42 protein-coding genes are annotated in these 24,438 nt (G+C 63.4%); 17 read left to right on the top strand and 25 right to left on the bottom strand.

Annotated elements, in window-relative coordinates; genetic code table 11:
- The first annotated feature begins 99 nt into the window (after nucleotides 1–99).
- Nucleotides 100–1,119: a ketol-acid reductoisomerase gene (gene ilvC / locus QN347_RS02985; protein ID WP_322163444.1), complete on the top strand. Its 1,020-nt coding sequence runs from the start codon at nucleotides 100–102 to the stop codon at nucleotides 1,117–1,119.
- A 123-nt stretch (nucleotides 1,120–1,242) separates the two neighbouring features.
- A complete protein-coding gene (locus tag QN347_RS02980) occupies nucleotides 1,243–1,872 on the top strand; it encodes a YceI family protein (protein ID WP_322163442.1) in 630 nt (209 codons plus the stop codon).
- 62 nt (nucleotides 1,873–1,934) lie between these two features.
- Here QN347_RS02980 and QN347_RS02975 read toward each other — a convergent pair whose 3' ends face one another.
- Nucleotides 1,935–2,327, bottom strand: coding sequence for a BLUF domain-containing protein (locus QN347_RS02975; RefSeq protein WP_133188770.1), 393 nt, complete (start codon nucleotides 2,325–2,327; stop codon nucleotides 1,935–1,937).
- A 251-nt stretch (nucleotides 2,328–2,578) separates the two neighbouring features.
- Here QN347_RS02975 and leuA point away from each other — a divergent pair, with 251 nt between their 5' ends.
- Nucleotides 2,579–4,237 carry a 2-isopropylmalate synthase gene (gene leuA / locus QN347_RS02970; protein ID WP_322163440.1) on the top strand — a complete coding sequence of 553 codons (1,659 nt, stop codon included), beginning with the start codon at nucleotides 2,579–2,581 and terminating at the stop codon, nucleotides 4,235–4,237.
- A gap of 28 nt (nucleotides 4,238–4,265) precedes the next feature.
- Here leuA and QN347_RS02965 read toward each other — a convergent pair whose 3' ends face one another.
- From QN347_RS02965 to folE, 3 genes are read right to left on the bottom strand one after another with little or no spacing between them, the layout of a single operon-like run.
- Nucleotides 4,266–4,622 carry a dihydroneopterin aldolase gene (locus QN347_RS02965; protein ID WP_133188773.1) on the bottom strand — a complete coding sequence of 119 codons (357 nt, stop codon included), beginning with the start codon at nucleotides 4,620–4,622 and terminating at the stop codon, nucleotides 4,266–4,268.
- Entirely contained in the window at nucleotides 4,619–5,371 is a 753-nt protein-coding gene (locus QN347_RS02960; protein WP_322163438.1) for an SDR family oxidoreductase, read from the bottom strand. The genes QN347_RS02965 and QN347_RS02960 overlap by 4 nt, the downstream gene beginning before the upstream one ends.
- Nucleotides 5,368–5,991, bottom strand: a complete 624-nt coding sequence (gene folE, locus QN347_RS02955; protein WP_322163437.1) for a GTP cyclohydrolase I FolE — start codon at nucleotides 5,989–5,991, stop codon at nucleotides 5,368–5,370. The genes QN347_RS02960 and folE overlap by 4 nt, the downstream gene beginning before the upstream one ends.
- 230 nt (nucleotides 5,992–6,221) lie before the next feature.
- Here folE and QN347_RS02950 point away from each other — a divergent pair, with 230 nt between their 5' ends.
- The 3 genes from QN347_RS02950 (at nucleotide 6,222) to QN347_RS02940 (ending at nucleotide 9,464) form a co-directional block, all read left to right on the top strand.
- Nucleotides 6,222–8,861, top strand: coding sequence for a TonB-dependent receptor (locus tag QN347_RS02950; RefSeq protein ID WP_322163435.1), 2,640 nt, complete (start codon nucleotides 6,222–6,224; stop codon nucleotides 8,859–8,861).
- 76 nt (nucleotides 8,862–8,937) lie between these two features.
- Nucleotides 8,938–9,141: a DUF2945 domain-containing protein gene (locus QN347_RS02945; RefSeq protein WP_133188781.1), complete on the top strand. Its 204-nt coding sequence runs from the start codon at nucleotides 8,938–8,940 to the stop codon at nucleotides 9,139–9,141.
- 41 nt (nucleotides 9,142–9,182) lie between these two features.
- Nucleotides 9,183–9,464 carry an SWIB/MDM2 domain-containing protein gene (locus QN347_RS02940; protein WP_322163433.1) on the top strand — a complete coding sequence of 94 codons (282 nt, stop codon included), beginning with the start codon at nucleotides 9,183–9,185 and terminating at the stop codon, nucleotides 9,462–9,464.
- A gap of 124 nt (nucleotides 9,465–9,588) precedes the next feature.
- Here QN347_RS02940 and QN347_RS02935 read toward each other — a convergent pair whose 3' ends face one another.
- The 20 genes from QN347_RS02935 to QN347_RS02840 all read right to left on the bottom strand — a co-directional run bounded on the left by QN347_RS02935 (nucleotide 9,589) and on the right by QN347_RS02840 (nucleotide 19,856).
- The gene (locus QN347_RS02935) at nucleotides 9,589–9,774 is read right to left on the bottom strand and encodes a hypothetical protein (protein WP_010186188.1); all 186 of its coding nucleotides are present in this window, start codon (nucleotides 9,772–9,774) and stop codon (nucleotides 9,589–9,591) included.
- 291 nt (nucleotides 9,775–10,065) lie between these two features.
- The gene (locus tag QN347_RS02930; protein WP_322163431.1) at nucleotides 10,066–10,401 is read right to left on the bottom strand and encodes a hypothetical protein; all 336 of its coding nucleotides are present in this window, start codon (nucleotides 10,399–10,401) and stop codon (nucleotides 10,066–10,068) included.
- Between the two features lie 149 nt (nucleotides 10,402–10,550).
- The gene (locus QN347_RS02925) at nucleotides 10,551–11,318 is read right to left on the bottom strand and encodes a tyrosine-type recombinase/integrase (RefSeq protein WP_322163429.1); all 768 of its coding nucleotides are present in this window, start codon (nucleotides 11,316–11,318) and stop codon (nucleotides 10,551–10,553) included.
- Between the two features lie 59 nt (nucleotides 11,319–11,377).
- Nucleotides 11,378–11,677, bottom strand: a complete 300-nt coding sequence (locus QN347_RS02920; RefSeq protein WP_322163428.1) for a helix-turn-helix domain-containing protein — start codon at nucleotides 11,675–11,677, stop codon at nucleotides 11,378–11,380.
- Entirely contained in the window at nucleotides 11,674–12,225 is a 552-nt protein-coding gene (locus QN347_RS02915) for a hypothetical protein (protein WP_322163426.1), read from the bottom strand. The genes QN347_RS02920 and QN347_RS02915 overlap by 4 nt, the downstream gene beginning before the upstream one ends.
- Entirely contained in the window at nucleotides 12,222–12,464 is a 243-nt protein-coding gene (locus tag QN347_RS02910; protein WP_322163425.1) for a hypothetical protein, read from the bottom strand. The genes QN347_RS02915 and QN347_RS02910 overlap by 4 nt, the downstream gene beginning before the upstream one ends.
- A gap of 64 nt (nucleotides 12,465–12,528) precedes the next feature.
- Nucleotides 12,529–13,434: a phosphoadenosine phosphosulfate reductase family protein gene (locus QN347_RS02905; RefSeq protein WP_322163424.1), complete on the bottom strand. Its 906-nt coding sequence runs from the start codon at nucleotides 13,432–13,434 to the stop codon at nucleotides 12,529–12,531.
- A 187-nt stretch (nucleotides 13,435–13,621) separates the two neighbouring features.
- Nucleotides 13,622–14,224 (bottom strand): hypothetical protein, encoded by a 603-nt coding sequence (locus tag QN347_RS02900; protein ID WP_323493963.1) that lies wholly within the window; start codon nucleotides 14,222–14,224, stop codon nucleotides 13,622–13,624.
- Nucleotides 14,225–14,291: 67 nt separating this feature from the next.
- On the bottom strand, nucleotides 14,292–15,257 hold the full coding sequence (locus QN347_RS02895; RefSeq protein ID WP_322163418.1) for a recombinase RecT: 966 nt from the start codon (nucleotides 15,255–15,257) through the stop codon (nucleotides 14,292–14,294).
- A gap of 24 nt (nucleotides 15,258–15,281) precedes the next feature.
- The gene (locus QN347_RS02890) at nucleotides 15,282–16,202 is read right to left on the bottom strand and encodes a hypothetical protein (protein WP_322163416.1); all 921 of its coding nucleotides are present in this window, start codon (nucleotides 16,200–16,202) and stop codon (nucleotides 15,282–15,284) included.
- Between the two features lie 11 nt (nucleotides 16,203–16,213).
- A complete protein-coding gene (locus tag QN347_RS02885) occupies nucleotides 16,214–16,633 on the bottom strand; it encodes a hypothetical protein (RefSeq protein WP_322163414.1) in 420 nt (139 codons plus the stop codon).
- Complete coding sequence (locus QN347_RS02880; protein WP_322163412.1) at nucleotides 16,630–16,944, bottom strand: hypothetical protein; 315 nt, start codon at nucleotides 16,942–16,944, stop codon at nucleotides 16,630–16,632. The genes QN347_RS02885 and QN347_RS02880 overlap by 4 nt, the downstream gene beginning before the upstream one ends.
- Nucleotides 16,941–17,219, bottom strand: coding sequence for a hypothetical protein (locus tag QN347_RS02875; RefSeq protein ID WP_322163410.1), 279 nt, complete (start codon nucleotides 17,217–17,219; stop codon nucleotides 16,941–16,943). The genes QN347_RS02880 and QN347_RS02875 overlap by 4 nt, the downstream gene beginning before the upstream one ends.
- Nucleotides 17,219–17,533: a hypothetical protein gene (locus QN347_RS02870; protein ID WP_322163408.1), complete on the bottom strand. Its 315-nt coding sequence runs from the start codon at nucleotides 17,531–17,533 to the stop codon at nucleotides 17,219–17,221. The genes QN347_RS02875 and QN347_RS02870 overlap by 1 nt, the downstream gene beginning before the upstream one ends.
- Nucleotides 17,534–17,596: 63 nt before the next feature.
- Complete coding sequence (locus QN347_RS02865; protein WP_322163406.1) at nucleotides 17,597–17,884, bottom strand: hypothetical protein; 288 nt, start codon at nucleotides 17,882–17,884, stop codon at nucleotides 17,597–17,599.
- 106 nt (nucleotides 17,885–17,990) lie between these two features.
- Nucleotides 17,991–18,113 (bottom strand): hypothetical protein, encoded by a 123-nt coding sequence (locus QN347_RS02860; RefSeq protein ID WP_322163404.1) that lies wholly within the window; start codon nucleotides 18,111–18,113, stop codon nucleotides 17,991–17,993.
- Nucleotides 18,110–18,364: a hypothetical protein gene (locus tag QN347_RS02855; RefSeq protein ID WP_322163402.1), complete on the bottom strand. Its 255-nt coding sequence runs from the start codon at nucleotides 18,362–18,364 to the stop codon at nucleotides 18,110–18,112. The genes QN347_RS02860 and QN347_RS02855 overlap by 4 nt, the downstream gene beginning before the upstream one ends.
- Nucleotides 18,361–18,579, bottom strand: a complete 219-nt coding sequence (locus QN347_RS02850) for a hypothetical protein (RefSeq protein WP_322163401.1) — start codon at nucleotides 18,577–18,579, stop codon at nucleotides 18,361–18,363. The genes QN347_RS02855 and QN347_RS02850 overlap by 4 nt, the downstream gene beginning before the upstream one ends.
- A gap of 111 nt (nucleotides 18,580–18,690) precedes the next feature.
- The gene (locus QN347_RS02845; RefSeq protein ID WP_322163399.1) at nucleotides 18,691–19,158 is read right to left on the bottom strand and encodes an OB-fold protein; all 468 of its coding nucleotides are present in this window, start codon (nucleotides 19,156–19,158) and stop codon (nucleotides 18,691–18,693) included.
- The gene (locus tag QN347_RS02840; protein ID WP_323493962.1) at nucleotides 19,155–19,856 is read right to left on the bottom strand and encodes a S24 family peptidase; all 702 of its coding nucleotides are present in this window, start codon (nucleotides 19,854–19,856) and stop codon (nucleotides 19,155–19,157) included. Before QN347_RS02840 ends, QN347_RS02845 begins: the two co-directional genes overlap by 4 nt.
- Nucleotides 19,857–19,880: 24 nt before the next feature.
- Between QN347_RS02840 and QN347_RS02835 the strand changes: the two genes are divergently transcribed.
- Both QN347_RS02835 and QN347_RS02830 read left to right on the top strand, forming a co-directional pair.
- Nucleotides 19,881–20,105, top strand: a complete 225-nt coding sequence (locus QN347_RS02835) for a hypothetical protein (protein WP_322163396.1) — start codon at nucleotides 19,881–19,883, stop codon at nucleotides 20,103–20,105.
- Nucleotides 20,102–20,317 carry a hypothetical protein gene (locus QN347_RS02830; RefSeq protein ID WP_322163394.1) on the top strand — a complete coding sequence of 72 codons (216 nt, stop codon included), beginning with the start codon at nucleotides 20,102–20,104 and terminating at the stop codon, nucleotides 20,315–20,317. Before QN347_RS02835 ends, QN347_RS02830 begins: the two co-directional genes overlap by 4 nt.
- Here the strand turns inward: QN347_RS02830 and QN347_RS02825 are convergent.
- A complete protein-coding gene (locus QN347_RS02825; protein ID WP_323493961.1) occupies nucleotides 20,314–20,655 on the bottom strand; it encodes a hypothetical protein in 342 nt (113 codons plus the stop codon). The two genes, QN347_RS02830 and QN347_RS02825, sit on opposite strands and share 4 nt — an antisense overlap.
- Here QN347_RS02825 and QN347_RS02820 point away from each other — a divergent pair.
- From QN347_RS02820 to QN347_RS02780, 9 genes are read left to right on the top strand one after another with little or no spacing between them, the layout of a single operon-like run.
- The gene (locus QN347_RS02820) at nucleotides 20,630–20,794 is read left to right on the top strand and encodes a hypothetical protein (RefSeq protein WP_323493960.1); all 165 of its coding nucleotides are present in this window, start codon (nucleotides 20,630–20,632) and stop codon (nucleotides 20,792–20,794) included. The genes QN347_RS02825 and QN347_RS02820 overlap by 26 nt on opposite strands.
- Nucleotides 20,794–21,255 carry a hypothetical protein gene (locus tag QN347_RS02815; RefSeq protein WP_322163390.1) on the top strand — a complete coding sequence of 154 codons (462 nt, stop codon included), beginning with the start codon at nucleotides 20,794–20,796 and terminating at the stop codon, nucleotides 21,253–21,255. Before QN347_RS02820 ends, QN347_RS02815 begins: the two co-directional genes overlap by 1 nt.
- Nucleotides 21,252–21,977: a hypothetical protein gene (locus tag QN347_RS02810; RefSeq protein WP_322163389.1), complete on the top strand. Its 726-nt coding sequence runs from the start codon at nucleotides 21,252–21,254 to the stop codon at nucleotides 21,975–21,977. The genes QN347_RS02815 and QN347_RS02810 overlap by 4 nt, the downstream gene beginning before the upstream one ends.
- Nucleotides 21,974–22,150 (top strand): hypothetical protein, encoded by a 177-nt coding sequence (locus tag QN347_RS02805; protein WP_322163387.1) that lies wholly within the window; start codon nucleotides 21,974–21,976, stop codon nucleotides 22,148–22,150. Before QN347_RS02810 ends, QN347_RS02805 begins: the two co-directional genes overlap by 4 nt.
- A complete protein-coding gene (locus tag QN347_RS02800) occupies nucleotides 22,147–22,359 on the top strand; it encodes a hypothetical protein (RefSeq protein WP_322163385.1) in 213 nt (70 codons plus the stop codon). The genes QN347_RS02805 and QN347_RS02800 overlap by 4 nt, the downstream gene beginning before the upstream one ends.
- 25 nt (nucleotides 22,360–22,384) lie before the next feature.
- Complete coding sequence (locus QN347_RS02795; RefSeq protein ID WP_322163384.1) at nucleotides 22,385–22,627, top strand: DUF2312 domain-containing protein; 243 nt, start codon at nucleotides 22,385–22,387, stop codon at nucleotides 22,625–22,627.
- Nucleotides 22,627–22,971 carry a hypothetical protein gene (locus QN347_RS02790; protein WP_322163382.1) on the top strand — a complete coding sequence of 115 codons (345 nt, stop codon included), beginning with the start codon at nucleotides 22,627–22,629 and terminating at the stop codon, nucleotides 22,969–22,971. The genes QN347_RS02795 and QN347_RS02790 overlap by 1 nt, the downstream gene beginning before the upstream one ends.
- Nucleotides 22,968–23,807, top strand: a complete 840-nt coding sequence (locus QN347_RS02785; RefSeq protein WP_322163381.1) for a hypothetical protein — start codon at nucleotides 22,968–22,970, stop codon at nucleotides 23,805–23,807. Before QN347_RS02790 ends, QN347_RS02785 begins: the two co-directional genes overlap by 4 nt.
- A complete protein-coding gene (locus QN347_RS02780) occupies nucleotides 23,800–24,327 on the top strand; it encodes a hypothetical protein (protein ID WP_322163380.1) in 528 nt (175 codons plus the stop codon). The genes QN347_RS02785 and QN347_RS02780 overlap by 8 nt, the downstream gene beginning before the upstream one ends.
- Nucleotides 24,328–24,438 lie beyond the last annotated feature (111 nt).

Raw genomic sequence — 24,438 nt, 5'->3', positions numbered from 1 at the left:
GGGGGGGGGGGGGGGGGGGGGGGGTGTTGGCGCCCCCCCCCCCCCCCCCCCCCCCCCCCGGCCGCGCGCGGGGCCCACGACTGCCAAAAAGGGACTACCATGCGCGTTTATTATGATGCCGATGCCGATCTGAACCTGATCACGTCGAAGAAGATCGCGATCGTCGGCTATGGCAGCCAGGGCCATGCCCACGCCCAGAACCTGCGCGATTCGGGCGTCACCGACATCGCCATCGCGCTGCGCGAAGGCTCGGCAACCGCGCAGAAGGCGTATGCCGCCGGCTTCAAGGTGATGACCAATGCCGAGGCAGCCGCCTGGGCCGATATCACGATGATCCTCGCCCCCGACGAGCATCAGGCGGCGATCTACGCCGACGATCTCCATGCGAACCTCAAGCAGGGCGCGACGATCGCGTTCGCCCACGGCCTCAACGTGCATTTCGGCCTGATCGAGCCACGCGCCGATCTCGACGTCATCATGATCGCGCCGAAGGGCCCGGGCCACACCGTGCGCAGCGAATATGTCCGCGGCGGCGGCGTCCCCTGCCTGATCGCGATCCACCAGGACAAGAGCGGCAACGCCCACGACATCGGTCTCGCCTACGCGTCGGGCGTCGGCGGCGGTCGTTCGGGCATCATCGAGACCAATTTCAAGGAAGAGTGCGAGACCGATCTGTTCGGCGAACAGGCCGTGCTGTGCGGCGGGATCACGCATTTGATCCAGGCCGGGTTCGAGACGCTGGTCGAGGCGGGCTATGCCCCCGAAATGGCGTATTTCGAGTGCCTGCACGAGACCAAGCTGATCGTCGATCTGCTCTATGAGGGCGGCATCGCCAACATGCGCTATTCGATCAGCAACACCGCCGAATATGGCGACATCACCACCGGGCCGCGGATCATCACGCCCGAGACCAAGGCCGAGATGAAGCGCGTCCTCGCCGACATCCAGTCGGGCCGCTTCGTCAAGGACTTCGTGCTCGACAACCGCGCCGGCCAGCCCGAGCTCAAGGCCGCGCGCAAGCAGGCCGAGGCACATCCGATCGAGAAGGTCGGTAGCGAACTCCGCGCAATGATGCCGTGGATCGGCGCGAACAAGCTGGTCGATCAGAGCAAGAACTGACCGTGTCCAGCGCCCCTCCCCTTTTGGGGGGGGCTCACTCCAGCGAAACGCTTCGTTGCCGAAACGGGGTTTGACGCTGCGGCGCGGGCACCGCACTTGGGTATTTCTTAACAGGAGTATCTAATGCGCTTTAATCTGCTTCATGCTGCCACGACCGCCGCGCTGCTGATCGCCGCGCCCGCGCTCGCCCAGACCGCTCCGCCCGAGATGATGCGGGGGGCCGGCACCGTCGCCGACGTCAAGGCCGGCACCTACAAGATCGAGCCGAACCACACCCAGGTGACCTTCAGCGTCAGCCATTTCGGCATCTCGCCTTATGCCGGCACCTTCTCGAACGCCTCGGGCACGCTCACGCTCGATCCTGCCAAGCCCGCCGCGACCAAGCTCGACGTTACGCTCCCGATCGCGAGCGTCCAGACGACGAGCGATGTGCTCACGGGTGAGCTCAAGAGCGCCGACTGGTTCGATGCCGCGAAGTTCCCGACCGCGACCTTCCGCTCGACCAAGGTCGCGCAGATCGCACCCGACGCCGTGCAGGTCGACGGCACCCTTACGCTCCACGGCGTGACCAAGCCCGTCAGCTTCCGCGCGAAGCTGTTCGGCGCGGCGACCAACCCGATGAGCAAGAAGGCATCGATCGGCTTTCTCGGCCGGATGATGATCCGTCGCTCGGACTTCGGCGTGACGAAGTACGTGCCCGTCGTGTCGGACGAGACCGTGCTTGTCATCAACGCGGCGTTCGAACTGCAATAAGCGACGCCTGGCCGCCAGTGTAGCCGGAACGGGCTCACTGGCGGCGTCACCGGGTCTGGGGCTCAGGCGGGGACGAGTGCGCGGAAATACTCGGCGGTTTCGCGCGATACGCCCAGCAACAGCCCGTGGAGGCGACGATCGAAATCGTCGACGCTCTCGCGCCGTTCGCGATGCACCATCATCCAGTCGCCGAACTCGCGATCCTCGGTCTCGCGATCGATCAGGATGCGCAGGTCGCGATGGCGCGGGTCGCTCGTGAGGCTTAGGAGGAGATCGGCGATGCTGTCGTTCGGCCCCTCGAGCGCCTGCAGGAACTCGGACCCTTGCGTGTAGAGCAAGCCGGTAATCCCATCGAGCCCGTTGCGCAGCGACGCCTGCCGCAGGATCGCCACGGACTCGTCCTCGGCCCGACCGCTGGGATTGGTCGTGACGCTGGTATAGATGATTTGACGCATGGCCGCGGTTTACCCCAGCGCGTGCGTGCTGAAATTGATATCGCTCAACCCCATCTTGATGCTGGACACGGCCGATCGTCGAGCGCTATTCAACGCGCATGGATCTCGCCCTGGGCCTTACCTCGCTTCGACTTACGCGCCCTTAGGCGTGGACACTGCCGCGCGCCGATACCGGCCAGCGCGGCGCGCCTGAGGATCCCCCGCCCCTAGCGAACCGCGTCCCACAAGGGCGATTCCGAGCGAGACCGATCATGCTGCGTGACCCTTCGACCAAATACCGCCCCTTTCCGACGATCGACTTGCCCGATCGCCGCTGGCCGTCGCAGACGATCACCACCGCACCGCGCTGGCTGTCGACCGATCTGCGCGACGGGAACCAGGCGCTGATCGATCCGATGGACGCCGAGAAGAAGACCCGGATGTTCGACCTGATCGTCAAGGTCGGGATCAAGGAGATCGAAGTCGGCTTCCCCGCGGCGGGCGCGACCGAGTTCGACTTCATCTCGGGCCTCGTCAACAGCGGGCGCATCCCCGACGACACGATGATCCAGGTGCTGACGCAATCGCGCCGTGATCTGATCCAGAAGAGCTTCGCCTCGCTGCGTGGCGCGCCGCGCGCGATCGTTCATCTCTACAACGCCGTCAGCCCCGCCTGGCGCAAGATCGTGTTCGGCATGACCCGCGCCGAAGTGAAGCAGATCGCGATCGACGGCGCGATGATCCTGCGCGACCAGGCCGCAGCCCAGCCCCACACCGACTGGTTCTTCGAATACAGCCCAGAAACCTTCTCGACCGCCGAGCTCGATTTCAGCCTCGAGGTCTGCGAGGCGGTGATGGACGTGCTGCGCCCGACGCCCGACCACCAACTGATCCTCAACCTGCCCGCGACGGTCGAGTGCGCGACGCCCAACGTCTATGCCGACCAGATCGAATGGTTCGGTCGCAACATCCGGAACCGCGACACCGTCGCGCTCAGCCTGCACCCGCACAACGACCGCGGCACCGGCGTCGCCGCCGCCGAGCTCGGGCTGATGGCGGGCGCCGACCGCGTCGAGGGCTGCCTGCTCGGCAATGGCGAGCGCACCGGCAATTGCGACTTGGTGACGGTCGCGCTCAACATGTACACGCAAGGCTTTGATCCGAAACTCGATTTCTCGGACATCGATGCCGTCGTCAACACCGTTAACTATTGCACGCAGCTCCCCGTCCACCCGCGCACGCCCTATGCCGGCGACCTGGTGTTCACCGCTTTCTCGGGCAGCCATCAGGATGCGATCAAGAAAGGCTTCGCCGCGCAGGAAGCCAAGAACGATACGCTGTGGGAAGTCCCCTATCTGCCAATCGACCCGGCCGATCTCGGGCGCAGCTACGAAGCGGTGATCCGCGTCAATTCGCAGAGCGGCAAGGGCGGCGTCGCCTGGGTGATCGAGCAGGACAAGGGGCTCAAGCTGCCCAAGCGGCTCCAGGCCGATTTCAGCCGTCACGTCCAGCGCCTCGCCGACGAGACGAGCCGCGAAATGAATGCGAGCGATATCTGGGGGCTGTTCGAGGCGACCTATCTCGCGCGTGACACGCATCGCTTCCGCTTGCTCGATTATAACGAGAGCGGGAGCGTCGGCGATCGCCTCTTCATCGGGCATGTCGCGGTCGATGGTGAGGAGCGCTCGATCTCGGGGCGTGGCAACGGCCTGATTTCGGGCGTGATCGCTGCACTTGGCGACACCACCGGGCCGCAGCTCGACGTTGTCGACTATAGCGAACATGCGATCGGCCACGGTGCCGATGCGCAGGCGGCGGCGTATGTCGAGTGCCGCACCGCTGGCGGGCAGACGGTATTCGGCGTCGGCATCGACGCCGACATCGCGACCGCGTCGGTGCGCGCCGTGCTCAGCGCCGCCAACCGCGCCTGATCCTCCCCGGCACGGGGAGGATCGCGCCTCACCGTGCCCGGATGATCTCACACCCGACGGCCGCGTCGGGATAGATGTCGGGCTTCGACGTCCGCACCGTCACGCGTTCGACGCGCGAGTCGGCGAGACACAGCGCGGCAATCGCCTCGCACAGCGTTTCCTGGAGGTGGAAGTGCCGCCCGGCGATCAGCGCATGGACACCGCTTCGAACGAAATCGTAATCGAGCACGGCGTCGATCCGGTCCTCGCTCGGCGGGGTCGGATAGACCACCTCCATCCGCACCGAGACGATCACACGCTGCGGTGCGGCGAGTTCTTCGGGGTGGATCCCGAGCCCCATCGTGACCTCTAGGCCCTCGAGGACTGTGGTGAAGCGGGCGGTCATGCGCGGTCCTCGAACATTACGTCGCGGTCGCGCTTGAGGAAACGCTGGCCGCAATCGACGAATATATTTTGTCCTTCCAGCCCTTCGGCATCGAGCAGGAAACCCACCGCGCGCGCGATATCGCCGGGGCCGACCGGGCGTCGCAGCAGGTTCTTCGATGCAGCGGCGACGAACTCCGCCTCGCTCTGGTCGGCGCTCGGCAACGACAGACCCGGCGACACCGCATTGACGCGGATCCGCGGCCCGAGGCCCTGCGCCAGCATCGTCGTCGCGCCGGTAAGCGCGATCTTGCCGCAGCTGTACGAGAAGAAGTCGGGATTGAGGTTGGCGACCTTCTGGTCGAGAATGTTGACGACCGCGCCGGCATCGAGATCGTCTTGCGAAGCGAGCGCGCTCGCCAGCAACACCGGCGCAGCGAGATTGACCGCCGCGTGCGTGCGCAGCGATGCCGCGGTGATGTCGGGCGGCGTATCATAGTCGAACAGCGACGCGCTGTTGACGAGCCCGTACAGCGGCCCGCCGAATACCGTGCGTGCGGCAGCGACAAGCGCCCCGGGAACGCCCGGATCGGCGAGATCGCCCGACACCACGATCGCGCCGGGCAGCTCGGCGGCGAGCGCATCGGCGTCGGCGCTCGAATGATGGTGATGGATCGCGACCCGCCACCCCTGCCCCGCAAGCTGCCGCGCGATCGTCGCGCCGAGCCGACGCGCCGCGCCGGTCACCAGAACGGTTCGCGCAGCGCTCATCCGCGCCCGATCAGCGCGAGCACTTCCTTGCGGCTGCGTTCGTCGTCGCGGAACACGCCCATCATCCGGCTCGTTACCATCGCCACGCCCGGCGTGCGCACGCCACGCGCGGTCATGCAGGCATGGCTCGCCTCGATCACCACCGCGACGCCGAGCGGCTTGAGGTTGGTCCAGATACAGTCGGCAACCTCTGCGGTCAGCCGCTCCTGCACTTGCAAGCGGCGCGCAAAGGCGTGGAGCACGCGTGCCAATTTGGAGATTCCCACGACATAATTGCCCGGCAGATAGGCGATGTGCGCCTTGCCGATGATCGGCGCCATGTGATGCTCGCAATGCGACTGGAAGGGGATGTCCTTGAGCAAGACGATCTCGTCATAGCCGCCGACTTCCTCGAACACGCGCGACAGATGCTTGGCCGGGTCGTCGGTATAACCGACGCAATATTCCTTCCACGCCCGCGCGACTCGCGCCGGCGTGTCGAGCAAACCCTCGCGCGTGGGATCGTCGCCCGTCCAGCGGATCAGCGTGCGGACCGCATCGGCAACCGCATCGGGCACCACAATCTTGCCGTCAGCGCCGACCTGAGTGCTGCCGAAATCTTCGTCTTTACGTCCGTCCACGCTGCTTCCTTCGCGATCCACCCATGCAATGACCGTACGGCGGCTTGGGTTCGCCGTACTGCAACATGGAAATAGTCCTTATTTGCAACTCTACCGGGCGCTTGCGCCATTGCACGCCCCCGCCGTTAGGTAATTTAGCCCATTGACTATGCCTCGCCATTTAACGAACCTGATCTTCGAAAACCGTCATCCGGCACAGACTGGAGGCGGCAGAGACAGGGGATGCCATCATGAAGAAATTCGAACTGCTCGCTGCGTCGGCGTTGGTCTCGCTCTACGCGTGTCCCGCAGCGGCGCAAGATACAAGTGCAACGGCGCCAGCCCCGCAAAGCGCGCCGTCGCGATCGACGTCGAGCAGCGCCAGCCAGGACAGCAGCGACGACATCATCGTTACCGCCGCAAAGCGCGAGCAATCCTTGCAGGACGTGCCGATCTCGGTTTCCGTGACCAGCCAAGCGACGATCGAACGGGCGCAGATCAGGGATCTGATCGACCTGCAGTCGGTCGTCCCCTCGCTCAAAGTGCCACAGCTCAACGCGACCGGGCAGACGAACTTCATCATTCGCGGCTTCGGCAACGGCAACGGCAATGACGGTATCGAAAGCTCGGTCGGCGTTTTCATCGATGGCGTCTATCGCTCGCGCACGTCGTCGGCACTCGACGATTTGCCTGAGATCGAACGCGTCGAAGTGCTGCGCGGCCCGCAGTCGACATTGTTCGGCAAGAACGTTTCGGCCGGCGCGATCAGCATCACGACGCGGCGCCCATCCTTCGCCTGGGGCGGCAAGGCCGAGGTCAGCATCGGCAATTACGGGCTGATCAACCCCAAGGCGACGATCACTGGACCGATCACCGACACGCTCGCTTTCCGGCTTTCCGGCAGCGTCAATCAGCGCGACGGGTATTTCAGAAATCTGACGACCGGTGCGAAGATCAATGACCGCGATCGCGCCTCGATCCGCGCCGACATTCTGTTCGAGCCGTCGTCGGACTTCTCGGTCCGCGTCATCGGCGACTACAACCTCGTCAAGGAAGTCTGCTGCGGCGTCACGTCGATCTTCAACGGGCCGCGTACCCTTGCGATCGGGGCGGCGGGCTTCGCGATCTCCGACACGACCAAGATCTTCGACCGCAACGTCATCTTCAACACCGACCCTAAAAATCGCCTGCAAGGTAAGGGCATTTCCGGTGAGATAGACTGGAACCTCGGGATCGCGAAACTGACCTCGATCACCGCGTATCGCGAGCAAGTGAATGAGTCGAACCAAGACATTGATTTCACCGGCGCCGATGTCTCGAACAACATCACGGCAAACAAGATCAAGACGTTCACGCAGGAAGTGCGGTTGACGTCAAACAGCGACGGCCCGTTCAGCTGGCTGCTCGGCGGCTTTTACCAGCACGAAAACGTCGACACTGGCCGCGACATCCGTTTCGGCAAGGACATCCGCACTTTCGTGAACGGGCTGACCGGCGGGCCAGGGGGACTGATCTTCGCGCTCGAATCGCTCCAGCGCGCCACCAACCCAGCAATTACCCCCGGCAGCTATTATTTCACGCAAGGCCAAGGGATCTCTGATCGCTACAAGCTCAAGCAGGACAGCTATTCGATCTTTGGCCAGGCAGACTATAAGATCACAGATCGTCTCACCATCACAGGCGGGCTCGCCTATCTCAACGATCGCAAGGCCGCGGTATCGAACGTCGTCCTCAACGACCGTTTCTCGCTTCTGAACCTTGAAAATGTTCCCGGTCTGGGTGTTCTCCCATTTGCCGCGCTGCCTGCATCGATCTCGGGCTGCCTGCTGCAAAAGGGCTTCAATCCGGCGACGACCGCGGGCAACGTGCCCGTCAATTTGTTCGGCGCATCGCTCGGCTCCTCGCTGCCGGGTCCAGGCAGCGCACCCTGCCCAGCCTCGCCGGCCGGACTCAATCCATTCGGCCTCAACGCTCTCCAGTTCTTCTACGGCAACAGCCCTGCGCACGCGCCGATCAACTTCCCCAACGCGACGGAATCGGGCATTCTCAAGGGTGACAAGGTCACCTATGCGGCTCGCGCGGCGTACAATTTCGGGGTCGTGAACGCCTATATCAGTTACTCGACCGGCTGGAAGGCGGGTGCCTTCAACCTGTCGTCGGACAGCCGCCCACCGCTCAACGGCGTCGGACGCACCGCAGCACCGGAGAATGTTACTGTTTACGAAGCCGGATTGAAGGCCAGGTTCAAGGGCGGCTATTTCAACGTCGCGGTCTTCAAGCAGACCATCAAGGGTTTCCAGTCAAACGCCTTCACCGGGCTGGGCTACAGCCTGGTCAATGCCGGCCAACAATCCGTCAAAGGGTTCGAGATCGACGCCGCGTACAAGCCAATCCCGTGGCTGTCGCTCAACGGCGCGGTGACCTATCTCGATCCGAAATATGACAGCTTCACAGGCGCGGCGTGCGTTTCGTACGACACGGTGCGGTGCCCGATCAATCCGCTGACCGGCCTCATTCCTAATTTCCGCAACCTCACCGGGACGAAGCCGACGGGCATTCCCGAGTGGAGCTCGTCGGTTTCGGCGGTCATCTCGCACACCTTCAGCCCAAGCGTCAGCGCCTATCTGCGCGGCGAATACGACTATACCAGCAAGTTCCAGCTCACCGATACCGTGCCACCGGCGCTCAACACCTATGGCCAGAACAACGTCAATGCGAGCCTTGGCTTCACCTTCGAGAAGTCCAAGCTCGAGGCGATGCTGTGGGTTCGCAATTTGACGAAGGACAACCAGTTGATCAGCGCATTCCCGACGGTCGCACAGGATGGGAGCTATAGCGGCTATCCCAATCAGCCGCGGACCTATGGCTTGACGCTGCGCAAGGCGTTCTGATCGGTCGGTTGGAGCCCCCCGATGCAACCGAATGCCTGCGCCGTGCGCTGCATTGCTACAGACAAGGAGCGTAGCAATGACCGAACCAAAGAAGGGTGATCACGTCACCTGGAAATCGCACGGCGGCACGGCACACGGCGTGGTCGAGAAGAAGCAGACCAAACCGACCACGATCAAGGGGCACAAAGTCGCCGCAACACCCGAGAATCCCGAGTTCATTGTTAGGAGTGACAATGGCGGAAAGGCAGCGCACAAGAGCGCAGCGCTAACGAAGGCGTGAAACCGATGTCGGTTTTAACGGCACATCAGGAAGGACAATCTATGGCCAAGACCCCAACCGAAAAGAGCGACGCCCCCAAGACTGGTGGCATCTTTGCGCCCATCACGCCTTCGGCCGACCTCGCCGAGATCGTCGGCGCGGACAAGCTGCCGCGGAGCGAAGTGATCAGCAAGGTCTGGGCGTACATCAAGCAGCATGAGCTCCAGAACCCGGAGAACAAGCGCGAGATCGTCGCCGACGAAAAGCTGAAGAAGATCTTCGGCAAGGACCGGGTCACGATGTTCGAGATGAACAAGCATCTCGCTGGCCATATGAAGGCCTGAGCGCTTCCACACAGTTTAGCACCATGGCACCGACACTCCTCACGGACTGTCGGTGTCTTGCGTTTGAGCGCCTTCGAATGATCGGCCTGCCATCGGGCAGAAACCGCGTCTTCGCGGCGATGGATCAGCCCGCGAGTTTTGCCGCCGCGTTCACGACAGCGCGCGCCGCGGTCGCCTCATTGGCTTCCGCCATCGCTTCCCACGCATAAGCCGACCGCTCGTGCATCTCGCGACGGTTGGCGAGCGTGGTCTTCTGCGCGGCTTCACGCTGCGCAGCGGCGTTGGCGCGGTAGGTTTCGCTGGGTGTCATAGGATTTCACGATTCCGCGGGCGGCGATCCGCCCGTCTCATTAGGTTGCGGCAAGCAAGGGTGGTCTGGCGTGCGTTCAGCTATCGCGGCGCTCCAAACCCCCGTCGGACGACAATGGTGCCCCCGAGTGGATTCGAACCACCGGCCTGCGGTTTAGGAAACCGATGGTTCCACGGTTGCGACGAGGCAGATAGGCGTGTTTCCGCCGTTTGAATAGCCGTTTTGTAGCAGAACGGCGCAGGAACATATGGCTTCAAGGTGCGCGAGGCACCTAGGAGCAAGGGTTGCTGTTTATTGGTTGGCATTTTTGCGCTCACGCCAGGAAGCCCAATAGGCTTTTACACCTTCCGAAATGCCTTTTCGCATGCGCAGATCCCCCTCTTCAGACAGGTTGGCGCGCTGCTCCTTTACCGTCGCCCAGCGGCAATTCTCGGGAGCATACGGCCCCTTTGGATCGATGCGATCGAGTGTCCTGTCGGCGGGGCGCTCGCCCATGTCTGCCAAAAACGCCATGAAGTCCCCGCGCCAACGGTCGCAGACGACAATTCCGCGCGCGCCATAGCGCTCGTAAGAGGAGTTGTTGGGATTGTGGCACCGGTTGATCATCGCGGCCCACGCGCCGTACATACGATGCTTCCTGCGACCATCGCCCGGCAGCCCAGGTGCCCGAGTCATGTTCGGGTCCCCGGTGCGGTATTGCCGCATGTAGTGTTTGCGACAGAGCCCCTTGGTGACGGTTCCGTAGGCCTCGCATCCATCGTGGACGCATAATGCTTTCACCATGTCAGAGACCTCGCGGCTGCAGCTAGAAAATCAGGAGAAAACCTCGCGTAGACCCTCTCGGTCACTCGGCTGTCCGAGTGACCGAGAAACTGCGCGATCTCCATGATCGGGATCCGGTCCTCGGCCATCCACACCGCGGCGCTGTGGCGAAGCATGTGCGGCGTGGCGACGATTCCCGAGCGCTTGCACGCAGCTGCGAAGCCCTTCTTGATCGATCCAACCTTCCCGCGACCGAGCTCGATCACATAGGGAGACAGCGCGCCTTCCTTGGCTTCCTCGAGCGCGACTCGGATCTGGTCGTTCATTGGGACGGTCGCGCGGTGCTTGCTGGTCTGCACGCGCCCGATCGGGTTGAGCACGATATGCCCACGCTCGAAATCGATGCGGTCCCAGGTCAGGTCGAGCAGCGCGTTGGAACGCGCACCGGTAGCTACCGCCAGCATCATGAACAGCTTGACGTGCGGGCGCCCTGCCCCCTCGATCAGCCGGCGGAACTCCACCTTGCTCAGATGTCCGATCTCGGACGCGGGCAGCTTCGGCATCTGGACGAACGGCGCGTCGTCGATCAGCTTTTCCTTCTTAGCCCAATTGAGCGCAGCGCGGATCACCGCCAGCTCGTTCCGAACCGTGATAAGCGCGCAGTGCTTGCGGTGGGCGCGGTAATCGATCGTGGCCTGCTTATCGACTCGAGCGATTGGCATCTGGTCCCAGAACTCATGCGCAGCCTTCCAGGCGACCTGCGCGCGCTTGATCGACAGCATCTCGGCTTTGTCCTTTAGGTAGCGCTCGACTGCATCGCCTACCGTCAGGACTGGCCCGCCTACCGACCGACCAGCCCAGAACCTGCGCGCCGCTGCTTCGGCCGCTGCGCGATCCGTCGTTCCGAGCGAATAGCGCCGGCGTCGTCCGTCTTCGTGCCAGACGATGGCGAGGAGCCCGCGGTATCGTTGGAGGCTATATTCCGACACTCGTATTTCTCCACGTCATCGGCCCGGATGCGGACCAGCTTTCCGCCAAGCTTGAAGCTCGGCAATTCCCCGCTGGCGACCAGCGAGCGTATCGTCCCGATCGAGCAAGCCCAGCGCTCGGCAAGCGTGGGCACGTCATACACTGCGTTCATCGCGTCTCTCCTGTTGCGGTGGGCTGCGCTTCCCCGCCCTCCTTGCTGGCCGTGGCGAGTGCAACGCGGGCAACGTCGCGGCACCAAACGAAAGCAACAGCATCATTCGGGATTGCTTCGGCGTCTGCTATGTCTTGCAACGCCGCACGCATCGTCGCGTCGACCCGCTCCACCATCCCCCGGTCCACCTCCTCGCGCATGGCGGCGAGGGCTGCGTTCAGACCTATATCCAGTTCAAAATCTTGAGCATCCGGATAGCAGGTATCCCGGTGCCAACGACGCAAAGCCTCTTTAGCCCTCGCCACCCGCTCGACCTCATCCCCGGCGTCGGGGCGGGCGGTGTCACGTATCAAACGCGCCATAGCCTGCATGGCAACCCAAGATGGTATATCGACGGCTTTCCCCTCTAAAAGAGCCTCTGCCATTTCATTGAAGCCGCTATTCGTTTCGCCTTTTCCAAGAAAAACAATTTCGCGCGCGAGCAGATGGCGTGATTCCTCATACCCGTTCACATCCTCGCGCATCGGCGCGGCTTCGGGCGGGGTCATGCGGGCACCTGTGGAGCACGGAACTCGACGCACAGAGTTTTGTACTGCGGAACCTCGGCGAAGAGATGACCGCCACGATAAACCTCGACGTAAGGCATAAAGTCGAGTGGACCGTGGCGTTTGACGATGCGCATTTCGGTTACACCTTCAAAGCCAACGCGGTAACCATGCCCATCGTCATTATCGGTCGAAGCACTGATATATGCCCAAATCACGTCATTCCGCTCTTGAATTCCCATCACAATTCCTCCTCAAAACCGGGTTGCAGCATCGCCGTGAAGGCGGGGGTGGCGGGGCTGAGGATCATGCGGCTTTCCTTCCGCAACGGATCGACACGTCAGCCCCACCAACGCCGCACTCCGCGTCGTATTCAGCATCTGGGTCAAAGGGCGTGAAAACCGGGCTGCGCGCCACATCGCGCGCGAGGTCGGCCACGCTCCACTCAGTGACAAAGCGGCCCCGGCCGATCGTACGTTCAATCCGGCTCCACCAATCGGCGCGCTCGGGTTCGACGCGGATCGTGTGCTCAAGGATGCCGCGACCCTTGAGGAAGCACATGTCGCAATTCCCCTGCCACCCTTCGAGGCCAAGATCGAAACCTTGTGGCTCCTCGTGACCGAGGATCATGCTATCCCCCAGCCAATAGCGAAGAACGACCCGCTTCGTGACGCGCGCGCGAACCAAGGGCATCACAGATTGCCATGCCCGGTTTGCTTCGTCGTTTTGAGCATCCTTCTTTGCCGCTCGGTGCATTTCATCAGCACGAAGCCCGACGACATTCGTCCACGTGGCGTAACCGCGATCTTCCATAAAATCGGCTAGGATCTGCATCTTGAGATGCTCGGTGCAGAAACGACGCGCTGCATTCGGCGTCGTTTTCTTGCTGGCGATCAAAGCCTCGAATGGCTGCCCGGCACGAGCAGCGCTATTATAGCCCACCTCTTCGAACCGCTCGGCGACCGGCGTCCTTTTCAGCCGGGAGCGCCATTCAATCCAATGGATCGGCACGCCCCAGCGTACTTGGCACTCGTGGACGAACCGCAGCGTCTCTTCGCGTTCCTTGCCGGTGTTTGCGAACACGACATGCACGTCGGGCGCGAATGCCCCACCTGCCGCGTCAAGCATCTGCTTGAGCATGTAGGCCGAGGTGCGACCGCCCGAGAATGAGATGAGCGCCGGGCCAGTGATGAGATACGGACTTGCGCTCATCGCACCCCCTCCCGCCCCAACCGCGACGGCGCGTCAGTCTGAGACTTCCACCAGGGCTTAGTCGCGGGCGGCAACTCGACGTCACCAGCAGACCGCGGCGTGCGCAGCTTGTCGTATGCCGGGACAGGCTGGCGGCCGACGGCGCGGAGGTATGCCTTATAGGTCAGGCTGGGTTCGGCGGGGGCGGTCACGCTGCCACCTCCGCTACCGGCGCGTCGGGCAGCTTGAACACCTTGCTGGTGTCCTCCTGCCAGCTCGAGGCAGTCTGGGCTTCGTTGAAGGTCACAAGCGCAGCCTCGAAAGCCTCGCGAAGCGCGACCTCGCCGTTGACGTGATCCGCGGCGTCTTCGAACGCCTCCCCGCACATGTTTTCGACCGCTGTTTCGACCAGCGATTCCGCCAAGTGCTTCGGATTGACCGACAGCGGTATGCTATCGCACGGATGGACCCAGGCGCCCGGGTGCATGTCGGCGGCATCCTCGACGCTCTGGTAATAGCTGTCAGTGCCGACAATCACCATGATGTCGGGGGCGTCTGTGATGACCTCCGCCTTCGCGATGGTGGCCGCGTTCCAGCACGGCTGGCAGGTCGTCGACCACTTGCTGATCTCGGTGCCGCATTTGCAGAGTTTGGCCGGTTCGGGCGGCTTTGGCTGGCAGCAGGTTTCGGCATGATCCCGCGCAGCTTCCCTGTATGTGCGCACGGGGAATGCGGTCCGACACTTCCCGCACGCATAGAGCAGCGGCGGAGCGGCGGGGTCATCTGCAAAAACCAGGGGTCGAACGTCCATCGTCGTGTCCTTTCTCGCCCGAAGACGCCGCAGGGGCGAGCCTCGGGCGTTGCGCCGGGGCGCGGGGTTACTTGATCGCAGTGCGGCGCTTCTCGGCGGCAGCACGAACCTCGGCGACGAGCGCGTCGGGCATCGCAGCCTCATGGCCGGCGAGAACCGCTTCTGCGTTCGCGATATCCGACAGCAGCTCGGCGCGCGCGATGCGGGCGATCAGGTCGTCGGCGATCCGGCGCGCGGGGTGATCCCGCTCGGTGTCGTCGTGCTGGTCACCATGCTGCTCGTCGGTGCGACCCTCGCGTGCAGCCTCGATCTCGGCGTCCAGCCGGCGGGCGATCGTCTCTTCGTCCTCGTCGATCTCGCCGGTCTCGGCATCGTATGCGATCTGCTGGCGCGTCGGCGGAACGGGTCGCGATTCCTCGCCGCCGTCCTGTTGGATTGTGCCGACCACATTACCTGCCTCATCCTCGACATAGATGCCCGAGAAGCCGAACGCGACACGACCGCCCTGGATCAGCGCACGGTGACGAAGCATGCGCTTGGGCGTCTTCTGCCACGCCGGTCCGGCGCCCTTGCACTCGTCCATATACTCGGTGACCTTGATCGGCCGCGAGCGATCGCGCCGATAGATCACGCTCTCGATGGCGTAGAGGTTACCTTTATCGTCGACGATATCGTTGAACTCGATGCCATCGAACTGCGGGTGCTCGTTGATGATGCGGATCCAGCCATCGACGCTGACGACTGGCACGATGCCGCCACCCTTCGCCGGGAACGCGAAGATCTCCTTGAGTAGCGGGTTGAGGTTATAGGCGTTCGACACGATCACCAATGCGACGAATTCCTCGTTGCTAGCGCCCTTGAACACGGTGTTCTTGAGCGTCGAAGTGAGCGCGCCGGGGCTGACGTTGAGGCGACCAGCAAGCGCTTCGAGCGCGGTCGCGCGCGGCTTTGCCTGCTCGATCTTTGCCACGTTGTCGGCGATGGCGGTATCTTGCGTCGCAATGGCGCGGCTGCGTGCGGTTTGCATGTTCATGGTGGTTTCCTTCGGTTCGGAATATCAGCGGATGGCGGTCGAGGTTTCGGAGAAAATCTCGCAGCCCTTCAGCTCGCGCGTGCCGCTGCGGACCTGCGCCGCGATCACCTTGTCGAGCGCCTCGATCACCTTGACGTGCTTGAGGATGCTGTCGGGCAGTTGGCGGACGCTGACGATGCGGTGATGCCACGTCGTGACGCGCGCGACCTTTGCGCCCATGTCACCCTGCACGCGCACCGACTCGGCGGCGGGCGCGGGCGGCGTGTAAGCGACCTCCACCTCGACCACGGGCGCTGAGACCTCGACCGTCTCGGCTTCGACCACCACGACCGCGGCTTCGCGCGCTTCATCTGCCGCGCGCTCGTCCTCGATCGCCTGGAGGCGCAAACGCTCAGCGCGCGCGGCTTCATCGGCGATGGCCTGCAAGCGCAGACGCTCACGCCGCGCTTCCTCGTCGGCAATGGCCTGCAGGCGACGGCGTTCGGCTTCCGCTTCCTCGCGCGCCTTGCGCTCGGCAGCTTCACGCTCAAGCTGGCGCTGGCGCTCGATCGCGGCCTGTGCCTTGTCGTAAGCATCGACCTTGCCGCGGGCGCCCATCTCCGCATCCTTGAGCGGCGCAGTAATCGCGTCGGCGCGGCCCTTGAGCGCGCGCTGGGCATTAAGCAGCGGGCGGTTGAGCTTCTCGCGCGCCGCCTCGACGGCTTTGCCGGCCGCGACCATCTGCTTGATCAGGTCAGCATAGCGGCCCGCGATGTCGGCGCTGTCAATGGCAGGCGCGCGACCAGCGGCGGCGATCAGGTCTCCGATGCGCGCGGTCAGCCCCTCGGCGGCTAGCGCTTCGGCAAGATCGATCACGATCTGCTCGTTGATCGGCGGGTTGTTCGCACCGATCACGGCGCGCGGGTTTTCGTCGATGTCTTGGCGAAGGCGTTGAACGATAGCCATGGTCGGTCCTTTCAGAAGGGGGGTGCAGCGGTCAGCGGGTTGATGCGGCGTCGGGGATTGGCGAAAGCACTGTCGGGGGCGTTCTTCTTCGCCCAATCGGCGGCAGCGATGAGATATTCGGCCTCGGCCTGGTCGATCGGTTCAGCCGCGCACTTCGGCCAGACGCGACCAAGATCGATCTGCTCGCCGTTCGCAGTCGCCTGCCACCGAGGCGCGCGGTCGAGCTCGGTCCCGTCGATCGGGTCCAGCGGCGCGCCGAACCAGATCTTGACCGCGACGAACACACCGCCGCTGACCAGTTTTAGCCGATACCAGCCCGCGATCGGCACGTCGGGGTCGAACCCCTCGCGCTGGACCGACGTGCGCACGCTGTAATCGAGGTGCGCGCGACCCCGCCCATCCCCGGCGATCCCGAGCGACTGCGCGTTCACAGCGGCACCGCTTCGTCTTCGAGGATAGCGCGTACCAGATCGCCCAATTCGATCGCGTTGGCGTCGTCCAAGCGCTCACACAGGCGTGCGAGGCCAAGCAGCTTTTCGCGGTCCTCGGGGTAGCTACTGAACGGTGCGCTATGGATAAGCTGACAGGATACAGCTTCCCATCGGCGCAACTGCCACTCAGGCACGACAGCGCCAGTCCAGCCGCTCGTCTTGGTGCTGCCGTAGCCTTGCGGCACCTGGAGAACGATCTTGCTGCCGATGTAATGGCGCAGTTCGTCGCGCATTTTTTCGAGTGCCGTCATGCCAATGCCTCCATCAAATCATCAGCCGCGACGCCCATCACGCTCGTGACGCGGGCGCGCAGTTCATTGCCGCAAGCCACGGCGCGCGGGGTGTTTGGGTGCGCGAAAATTTCCGTGACGAGTTGCTCGGGCGACAGATCGCAAGGCTCGTACTCAGCGATCGTCTCCGCCTCGAAAGCGGTGCACGAGAAATTCGGGCGACCGTGGAATTGCTGTTGCGCGCCACATGCGCGGCACCGTGCGAGCGGCTGGTCAGAGCGCCAGATCGTAGCCATTACGCCACGTCCCCCGCCAGATCGAACAGGTGCTCGGCATAGGTGTCGCGCACGATCCGCGTCTGGAACTCGGCGTAGCGCGCCTGCCCCTTCGACTGCCGAACCTGATAGAACTTGCGCGTCGCGGCGCCGGTGAGCGTGTCGGTCACCCGGACATAAAATCGCGCCTTGTGGCCGCCGACGCGCTCGATCGCGCGCTCCAGCGTTGCGAAGTCGCCGAGGTCGTAGGTCCGCCCGCCGGCTTCGGCGATCTGGAAGGTTTGGTACGTCTCGCGCGGCAGCACTTGCGGGCGCACGGCGTCAGCAATGTTCATCGGAATCGTCCTCGATCGAGCCGCAGCCGAACAGCGCAGCGATGGCGTGGATAAGGGCGGCGATCATTCGTCACCGCGAGCAAGTGCGAGGGCGGCGCGGGCGATGCACCACGCGCACTCAGCTTCCCCGTTATCGATGCAATCGTGATACGCGGGGGCTTTTTCGGCCAATACTTGCTCGAGCGCTTCATACAGCGCGGGGCTGGCAGCGATCAGGCGGGCGTTGGCTCTTGCTTCGTCTGTGCCTGTTACGCCCATGGTTGACGCCAACCACAAATGCCCGGTGCAGATATACTCGGGCGAACCAGATGCGGTCTTCCAAGGCCCAGGCGTGAATTTCGTGTCAGTCACGAGACGATCCCTTCGATAACGAAAAGCATCGGCAGCCAGAGCGCGACGAGCAGCATCAGCGCCCACTCGGTTGCATCGGCGGTGCGGAGGATGTTGAGAACACGGGTCACAGAAACACTGCCGGAAACGCGAAGTGCAGCGCAACCACAGCAACGATCACCGCAGTGTAGATTGCGACGAGGATCTGCGGTCCTGTGGGCTCATCCTCGGGGGTTGGGCGCGAAGTCACAGCCCCTTCTCCCGCAAAGCAGCATCCGGCCCGCACGAAAGCGTCGGGTAGAACACGCCGCCCTCGGTATGCACGGCGGCGGCGAGATCAGCCGGCGTAAACACGCCGTGCTCGGTCATCACCTTGCGACCGGCGCGAATGTCAGCCGCGATCTGCAGAGCTTCCGCACGCAGGCTGCTTTCGAAGTTGCCGCCGTGATGGCGCGCTGCGCTGTCGGCGAGGACAGCGCGCGAGGGGAATGTCGCGTTCACGCTGCCACCTGCACGACCGAGCCGTCAGCGATCGCCCGCTTCAGCGCCCAAGTGGGGACGTAGCAGCCGATGCCGCTGCCGTCGGCGCGGCGGAAGTCAGCGTCGCGCGAATTCGACCGCGTCTCGACGTCGTACTGACGACCGGCGGTCAGGTAATCGAACGCGACGACGACTTCGTAGCGGGCTTTGGTGATCGTGGGCTTGGCGCGTGCCATCTCTCATCTCCGCGGCGCCCGGGTCAGTGGGGCCGTTGAGATGATCTATAATGCGATTATCGCATCATGTGCAAGCGGTATTATGCGTCTATCGCAATTTTATCGCATTTCTCAGTTCACGGGGTCTGCGGGAGGAATCGTGGAAATGCTGTTGCACGAATCGATGACCACCCGCGCGAGGGACTTGCGCGCGCCGACGCAGTGGAGTTCGATCGTCTGCGCGGGCCGAAAGGCAGCTAGCTTCTGCTCGTCGGCAACCAATGCGCTTACCGCCGCGGATGGGTCTCCCGACAACAAATCGACGGATGCGGGTGAGCCAGAACTGATGGCGCTGATCGTCCCGATCACAATCAGCGACCGAGATGCCCCATACCGATTGTTGGCGTCGATCTCGTTATCGTCGAACGCCGACTGCAGCTCTACAGCCTCGACGCGAACGGCATGCGCGGCATCGAATGGCTTTTGCTGCAAGGCGCTATCTTCCGAGCATGCCTTGAGGACGAACGCCCCTCCTATCAAAGCCAAGATCAGCATCACACCACAGCCCCAAGCCTGCGCGCGCTCCGGACTATCGCTCATAGCCGCCGGCCGAAGAAGACCGGCCGACCGATAATTCGCGTTTCTTCGCTGACGACCTCGGCGGGTGTGTACTTCATATTGCTCGAGAACATGCGAAGTCGACCGCCAGGCAGGCGCTCGATATTCTTCACGACATACTCCGCCCATTCGCCGTCCCAGATAGCGAACGGCCCCGGCTGCGAAGGCGACCGGTCCCGCTTGTCGACCAGAAGCTGGTCTCCATGCTGGAAGTCGGGCTCCATGCTGTCGCCACGAATGTTGATGATCACGAAGTCGCCCGCGCGACCGTTGAGCACGTTCTCGAGCAGTGCGCGCGCCATCAGCGCCGTCTCGCGATCACCCTCCCCGTTGCCGCCCCCACCAGCTCCGGCAAAGGTCGGAAGAACCTCGACCGCGACGTATTCGCCTTCGATGCCGGAAAACGGCTGATCGGGCGCATCCGCGATATTGCCGTCGCTGTCCAAGAATGCCCGGATCTTGACGAACTCCTCCGAGCTCCAGCGCCGGCGCTTCTCGTCGGTGCGGCGAGACTTCGACACCTTGTCGGCGCCCAAACCGAGCAACTCCGCGAGGTCAATGTTCCGAACGCCGCGCGCGTCCAGCTCAAGATTGAGTTCATCCTGGGTCATGCCGCTGTGTCGGGCATCGGCGCGATAATCGCAAAAGCGAAAATCGCAATTTTCTACTTGCGATTGCATTGCGATTATCGCACTAGTCGAAACATGGAAAACCCGATCGATCTCGTGCTGGACAAGCTCGGCGGCACAAGTGCCGTAGCGCAACTCCTGAAGTCCAATCCGACCACCGTACACGCGTGGCGGAAGCGCGGAATCACGGAATCGAGGCTCGACCATCTGCGTCTCGCGGCGCGCGAGCGATTCCCCGCTGGCGAACTGGATCCGCTGATCGACCAGGTTGTCCCGCTCGATCGGAAGGCTGCAGCATGAGCTTCCTTGACAAGCCCTCCCTTAGTGCGGCCGAGCAAGCAGAGGTCCGCGCGATCGTCGCGAGCGTGATCCTCGAATTGGCAAGTCTGCACGCCTTCGGCGACGATTATCCGCTCGTTGTCATTGCGGCGAAGCTTGAAGAAGAGGCGATTGCGCGCGCCAACCTGATGGAAGCGGGCCGCGTCGCGAAGAAGGCATACGCCGGTGACTAGCCCGGCCGGTTCCGCTTCTGATCGATATCCGCGGCTGTCGGTCGCAGTATCCGCGACAGCATTTCGCGCGGACGGAAATCGTCCATCGCGAACCGGTGTTCTGCCTTTTCGATTTCGACCCTCGCAGATGCTCCGAGTGACACGCGGGACAGGAGCAGGAGTAAAATCGCCTGTTCCTGCTCGCGGCCGATCAGCCGATTTTCGCGCTCGGCGAGTGCCTTCTCGCGATCCTCGATCGCATGGATTCGGTCTTCGATTTCGCCTGGCGTCATGCTTGGCATCGTCTCCCCGCGTTCGCTGGGAGTCAATCGCATGATCGCCCTCGCGGTCATCTTCACGATCGCAATCTACGCCACCTTCATCGCTTTCGCCTTCGCGCGCGCCCGCCAGCCACGCGCCCAGCAGCGCGCGCCAGGCAGCGACAGCGACAGCGAACGGGATGGCGGGGGTCAACAACATCATGGGAGCAAGCAATAATGCGCGACCGTAATAATGTCTGTCTGCCTGAGCCGCTGACGAAGGACAAGTTTCAGCAGCTGCTCGCGATCGCCTGGGGCCGCGTCGGGCCGACGATGACTTTCGTCAAAATGGCGTCGCGCATGGCGCTGAAGGACCCGAAGACGCTGAGCCGCGCGGTCGCCTGCGAGAACCTCCCGGAGGCGCATACGGTGTTCAACTCGCTGTGTGCCGACGAGACCGCGCTGCGCGAGATAATGGCACACTATGGCTACGAGCTTTCGCGCGTCAAACCAGAAGCCGCCAACGATTTCATCACCCTGCACGGTGTTTGCGAGGTCGCGGCTGAGCTTTCAGAAGCACTGCGTGACGGCGTTCGAGATCATAACGAGACGCTGCACATCGCGGACAAGCTGCGCCCGCATATGCCGTCGCTGATCGCGTATCTCAACGAGGCCGACGCCCTCCGAGGTGCAGCGTGAACCTCGACCTCGCCCCCACCACGATCACCGCCATCGAAGGATTCCTCGCCAAGCGCGATATCGCTGACGTGCCCGGCCTGATGCGCAAGCACCACCAGATCATCGTGACGCGCGCCGATGTGGTCGAGATCTACAATCGCATCGCAGTCAGCAAGCTCGGTCGCACCGCCGTCCGTAACGCAACGCAGGTCGCGCTCAGCGTTCCGGCCGACTTCGCCGAGCACGCGCCGACAAGTTGCAACCCCGATCTCGCGCAGCGCTACGGTGTGTCGATCAACATCATTTCGCGCTGGCGCAACGAAACGGGGTGTCGGGCGCCGAAGCCCGTTCCGCCGACGGTAGCGAACGCAGCCCCAATTCCCGACGGCTTTGCGTTGGTCGCGCCGACCATGACGATGAAGCAACTGCGCTTGCGCTTTGGCCGCAGTTCGCACGTCGTTCACCGCTGGCTCACGCTGACTAACACCAAGCCAAAAAAGCTGCAGTCTGGCTATCGCAACGGGCCGACGAATGCGGTGCTGCGCGACATGACCGCGGTCGGGCAGGTCGCTGACTACCTGCGCCGCTGGGGGCCGGTGTTCCGCTGCAACAAGGTCGGCCAGGCTGACCCGCGCGGCACGCACTGGCGCCGCGGTCTGGCGATCCTGACCGATGTCGAGCTGACCGATCGCGCTGTCGCCAAGGGCTATGACGCAGGCGCCTGGGAAAGGATCGCCGCATGATCGATCTCGTCATCGGCATCGCGATCGGCGCTGCGGCCATGCTGCCGGCGTTGGTCTATCTCTATGGCTGCAACGCCCCGCTGCGCGCCGACGCGCGTGTCGGTCGCGCCCGTCTCGCTGCGATCGCGCGCGACCAGGCGAACCGCAAGGCCAAGCGAAGGGCGGCGCGATGAACCTGCACTGGCTCTTCGGGCGCGCCGCGCGACCTGCCGCGCCGATCGCGCCGCCCGCGCGCGCCGCGCTGGATCCGCGCAAGTTCGATGCCCTCGGCAACGACCTGTCGGCGCTTACCAAGCGCGTCCGGCGTGAGGTGATCGCCGCGCGCAAGGCAGAGAAGACGGCCGCGCTCAAGCGTGTCGCCGCGGCGCGCGCCCGCGCCTGAATTTACCACCGAAGGAGAGAAGACCATGTCCGACCAGATCATCGCCGCCGACCAGCTTCGTTTGCACCTAGAGGCGGTGGAGCGACTGGAGGACGAGAAAAAGGGCATCTCCGACGATATCAAGGACCGGTACGCACTCGCCAAGGGCGAGGGATTCGACATCAAGACGATGCGCGCGATCGTTCGCCTTCGTCGGATGGAGAAGCATCACCGCGACGAAGCGGAAGCGCTGCTCGAGACCTACAAGCAGGCGCTCGGGCTCGACTGATGGCCGGCCCGATCATCCTTCCTTGGCTTCCGTCCACGCTCTCCGGTCATGCCAATGGCAACCGCTGGGCGAAGGCGGCGCTCACCAAGAAATATCGCGCCTGGGCACACGCCGCGACGCTGGAGGTCGGGCCGATCGCAATCCCCGCGGCGGGCGACATCGCCATCTGCTTCACGTTCTACCCGCCAAACAATCAGTCGGATCGGACCAACCTTCCTAACCGGCTCAAGGCGTCAATCGATGGCATCGCGGACGCGCTTGGCGTCAACGATAAGCGGTTCCTGCCGAGCTATGCATATGCGACGCCTGAGAAGGCTGCGCGCGTCGAGGTGACCTTCGGATGAGCCAAGGCGGCTTCTACCTCATGCACCGGGGCTGGCAGGACAACCCCGTCTTTCGGAACGAGGAATACTCGCGCCGCGACGCCTTCGTGTGGCTGATCGAGGAAGCCGCCTACAAACCCACCCGCGTCCATGCCGGAAGCGGTGCTATCTCATTGAATCGCGGGCAACTTTCTCACTCGCTGCGCTTCATGGCGAAGGCTTGGCAGTGGGATGAAGCGCGGGTGCGTCGGTTCATTGCATCGTTAGTTCGAGAGGGAATTATCGACGCAGTAGCCGACGCAGGACAGACGGTTATAACCATATGTAATTATGAGACTTATCAGTCTTTGTCGCAGGCACCCGACGCAGCAGACGACGCATCAACGACGCAGCAGCGACGCAGCGACGACGCAAAGAAGAATGAAGTTAATGAAGTAATGAAAGAAGTTATTGAGGCTACGCCTCAATTGCGCACGCCGGCACAGCCCGTGACGGAAGCCTTCGCGATCTGGAACGAAAACGCGGCTTCGGTCGGGTGGCCGACGATCGCCAAGCACACCGCATCTCGCCAAGCCGCTATGCGCGCTCGGCTCCGCGACGACGGCCTTGATGGCTGGAAAGCCGGCATTGCCCGTGCTCGCGCCTCGCCCTTCCTCACCGGCTCCCCACCCCCGTCGTGGTTCACGTTCGATTTCATCGTGAAGCCGGGAAATTTCGCAAAGGTCATTGAGGGAAATTACGATGCAAGCTCTCGGCAAAACGGCAATTTCGCTTCTCACGGATCACGCCCAGTCGATGGGCGCATCGCCGCCTTCCGTGAAATGTCGACCGGTCGACAGGCCTACAACGATGGCTGAATGTGATGCCCTCATCGAGTGGGCTCAAACCTCGCAGGAACCGCATCGGCCGGTTGGTGAAGCCGCATTCGGCAAGCATCTCGAATATCTGGCGGCGCTGCCGTCGAAGAACATCGACGAGGATCTGGGACGCAAGAGCGCAACGGTCTACTACGCGCTGCTCAAGGATTACCCTGCCGAGGCCATCGCGCACATGGTCCGCCGAGCGTGCGAGACGCTCGACTGGTTCCCGACGCCGCGGCAGTGCTTGGAGTTGGTCGCGACCTACCGCGCGCCGACGACCGAGCAGGAGCAAGCTCTGCTGATTTGCCGCGAGTTTGCTGAAGAGCAATTCGCGCAGTGGCTCGAGAACGTCCGCAATGGTCAGCCGATCGGCGATGTGCCGGCGCGCTGGATGCGGATCGCTGTCGAGCGCGGCTTGATGCGCGTGCTGGCCGACGGGCGCTTCGTATCGCGCGCTCTGTACCACGGGCCGGTGCGGCCGGTCAGTGCGGTCGTTCGCGTCGATCTCGCTGCATGAACGCGCTCCGCCAGCCGATGCCCTGGTGCTGCATCCCCTGCTCCACGCAGGCTGAGAAGCCCGGCCCGTGCTGGGAGTGCAAGCAGCCGATGACGCGGACCGTCCAACGCG

This window comes from Sphingomonas sp. 10B4, assembly GCF_035019905.1.
GTDB lineage: Bacteria > Pseudomonadota > Alphaproteobacteria > Sphingomonadales > Sphingomonadaceae > Sphingomonas > Sphingomonas glacialis.
This window is presented reverse-complemented; position numbering and strand designations above follow the sequence as displayed.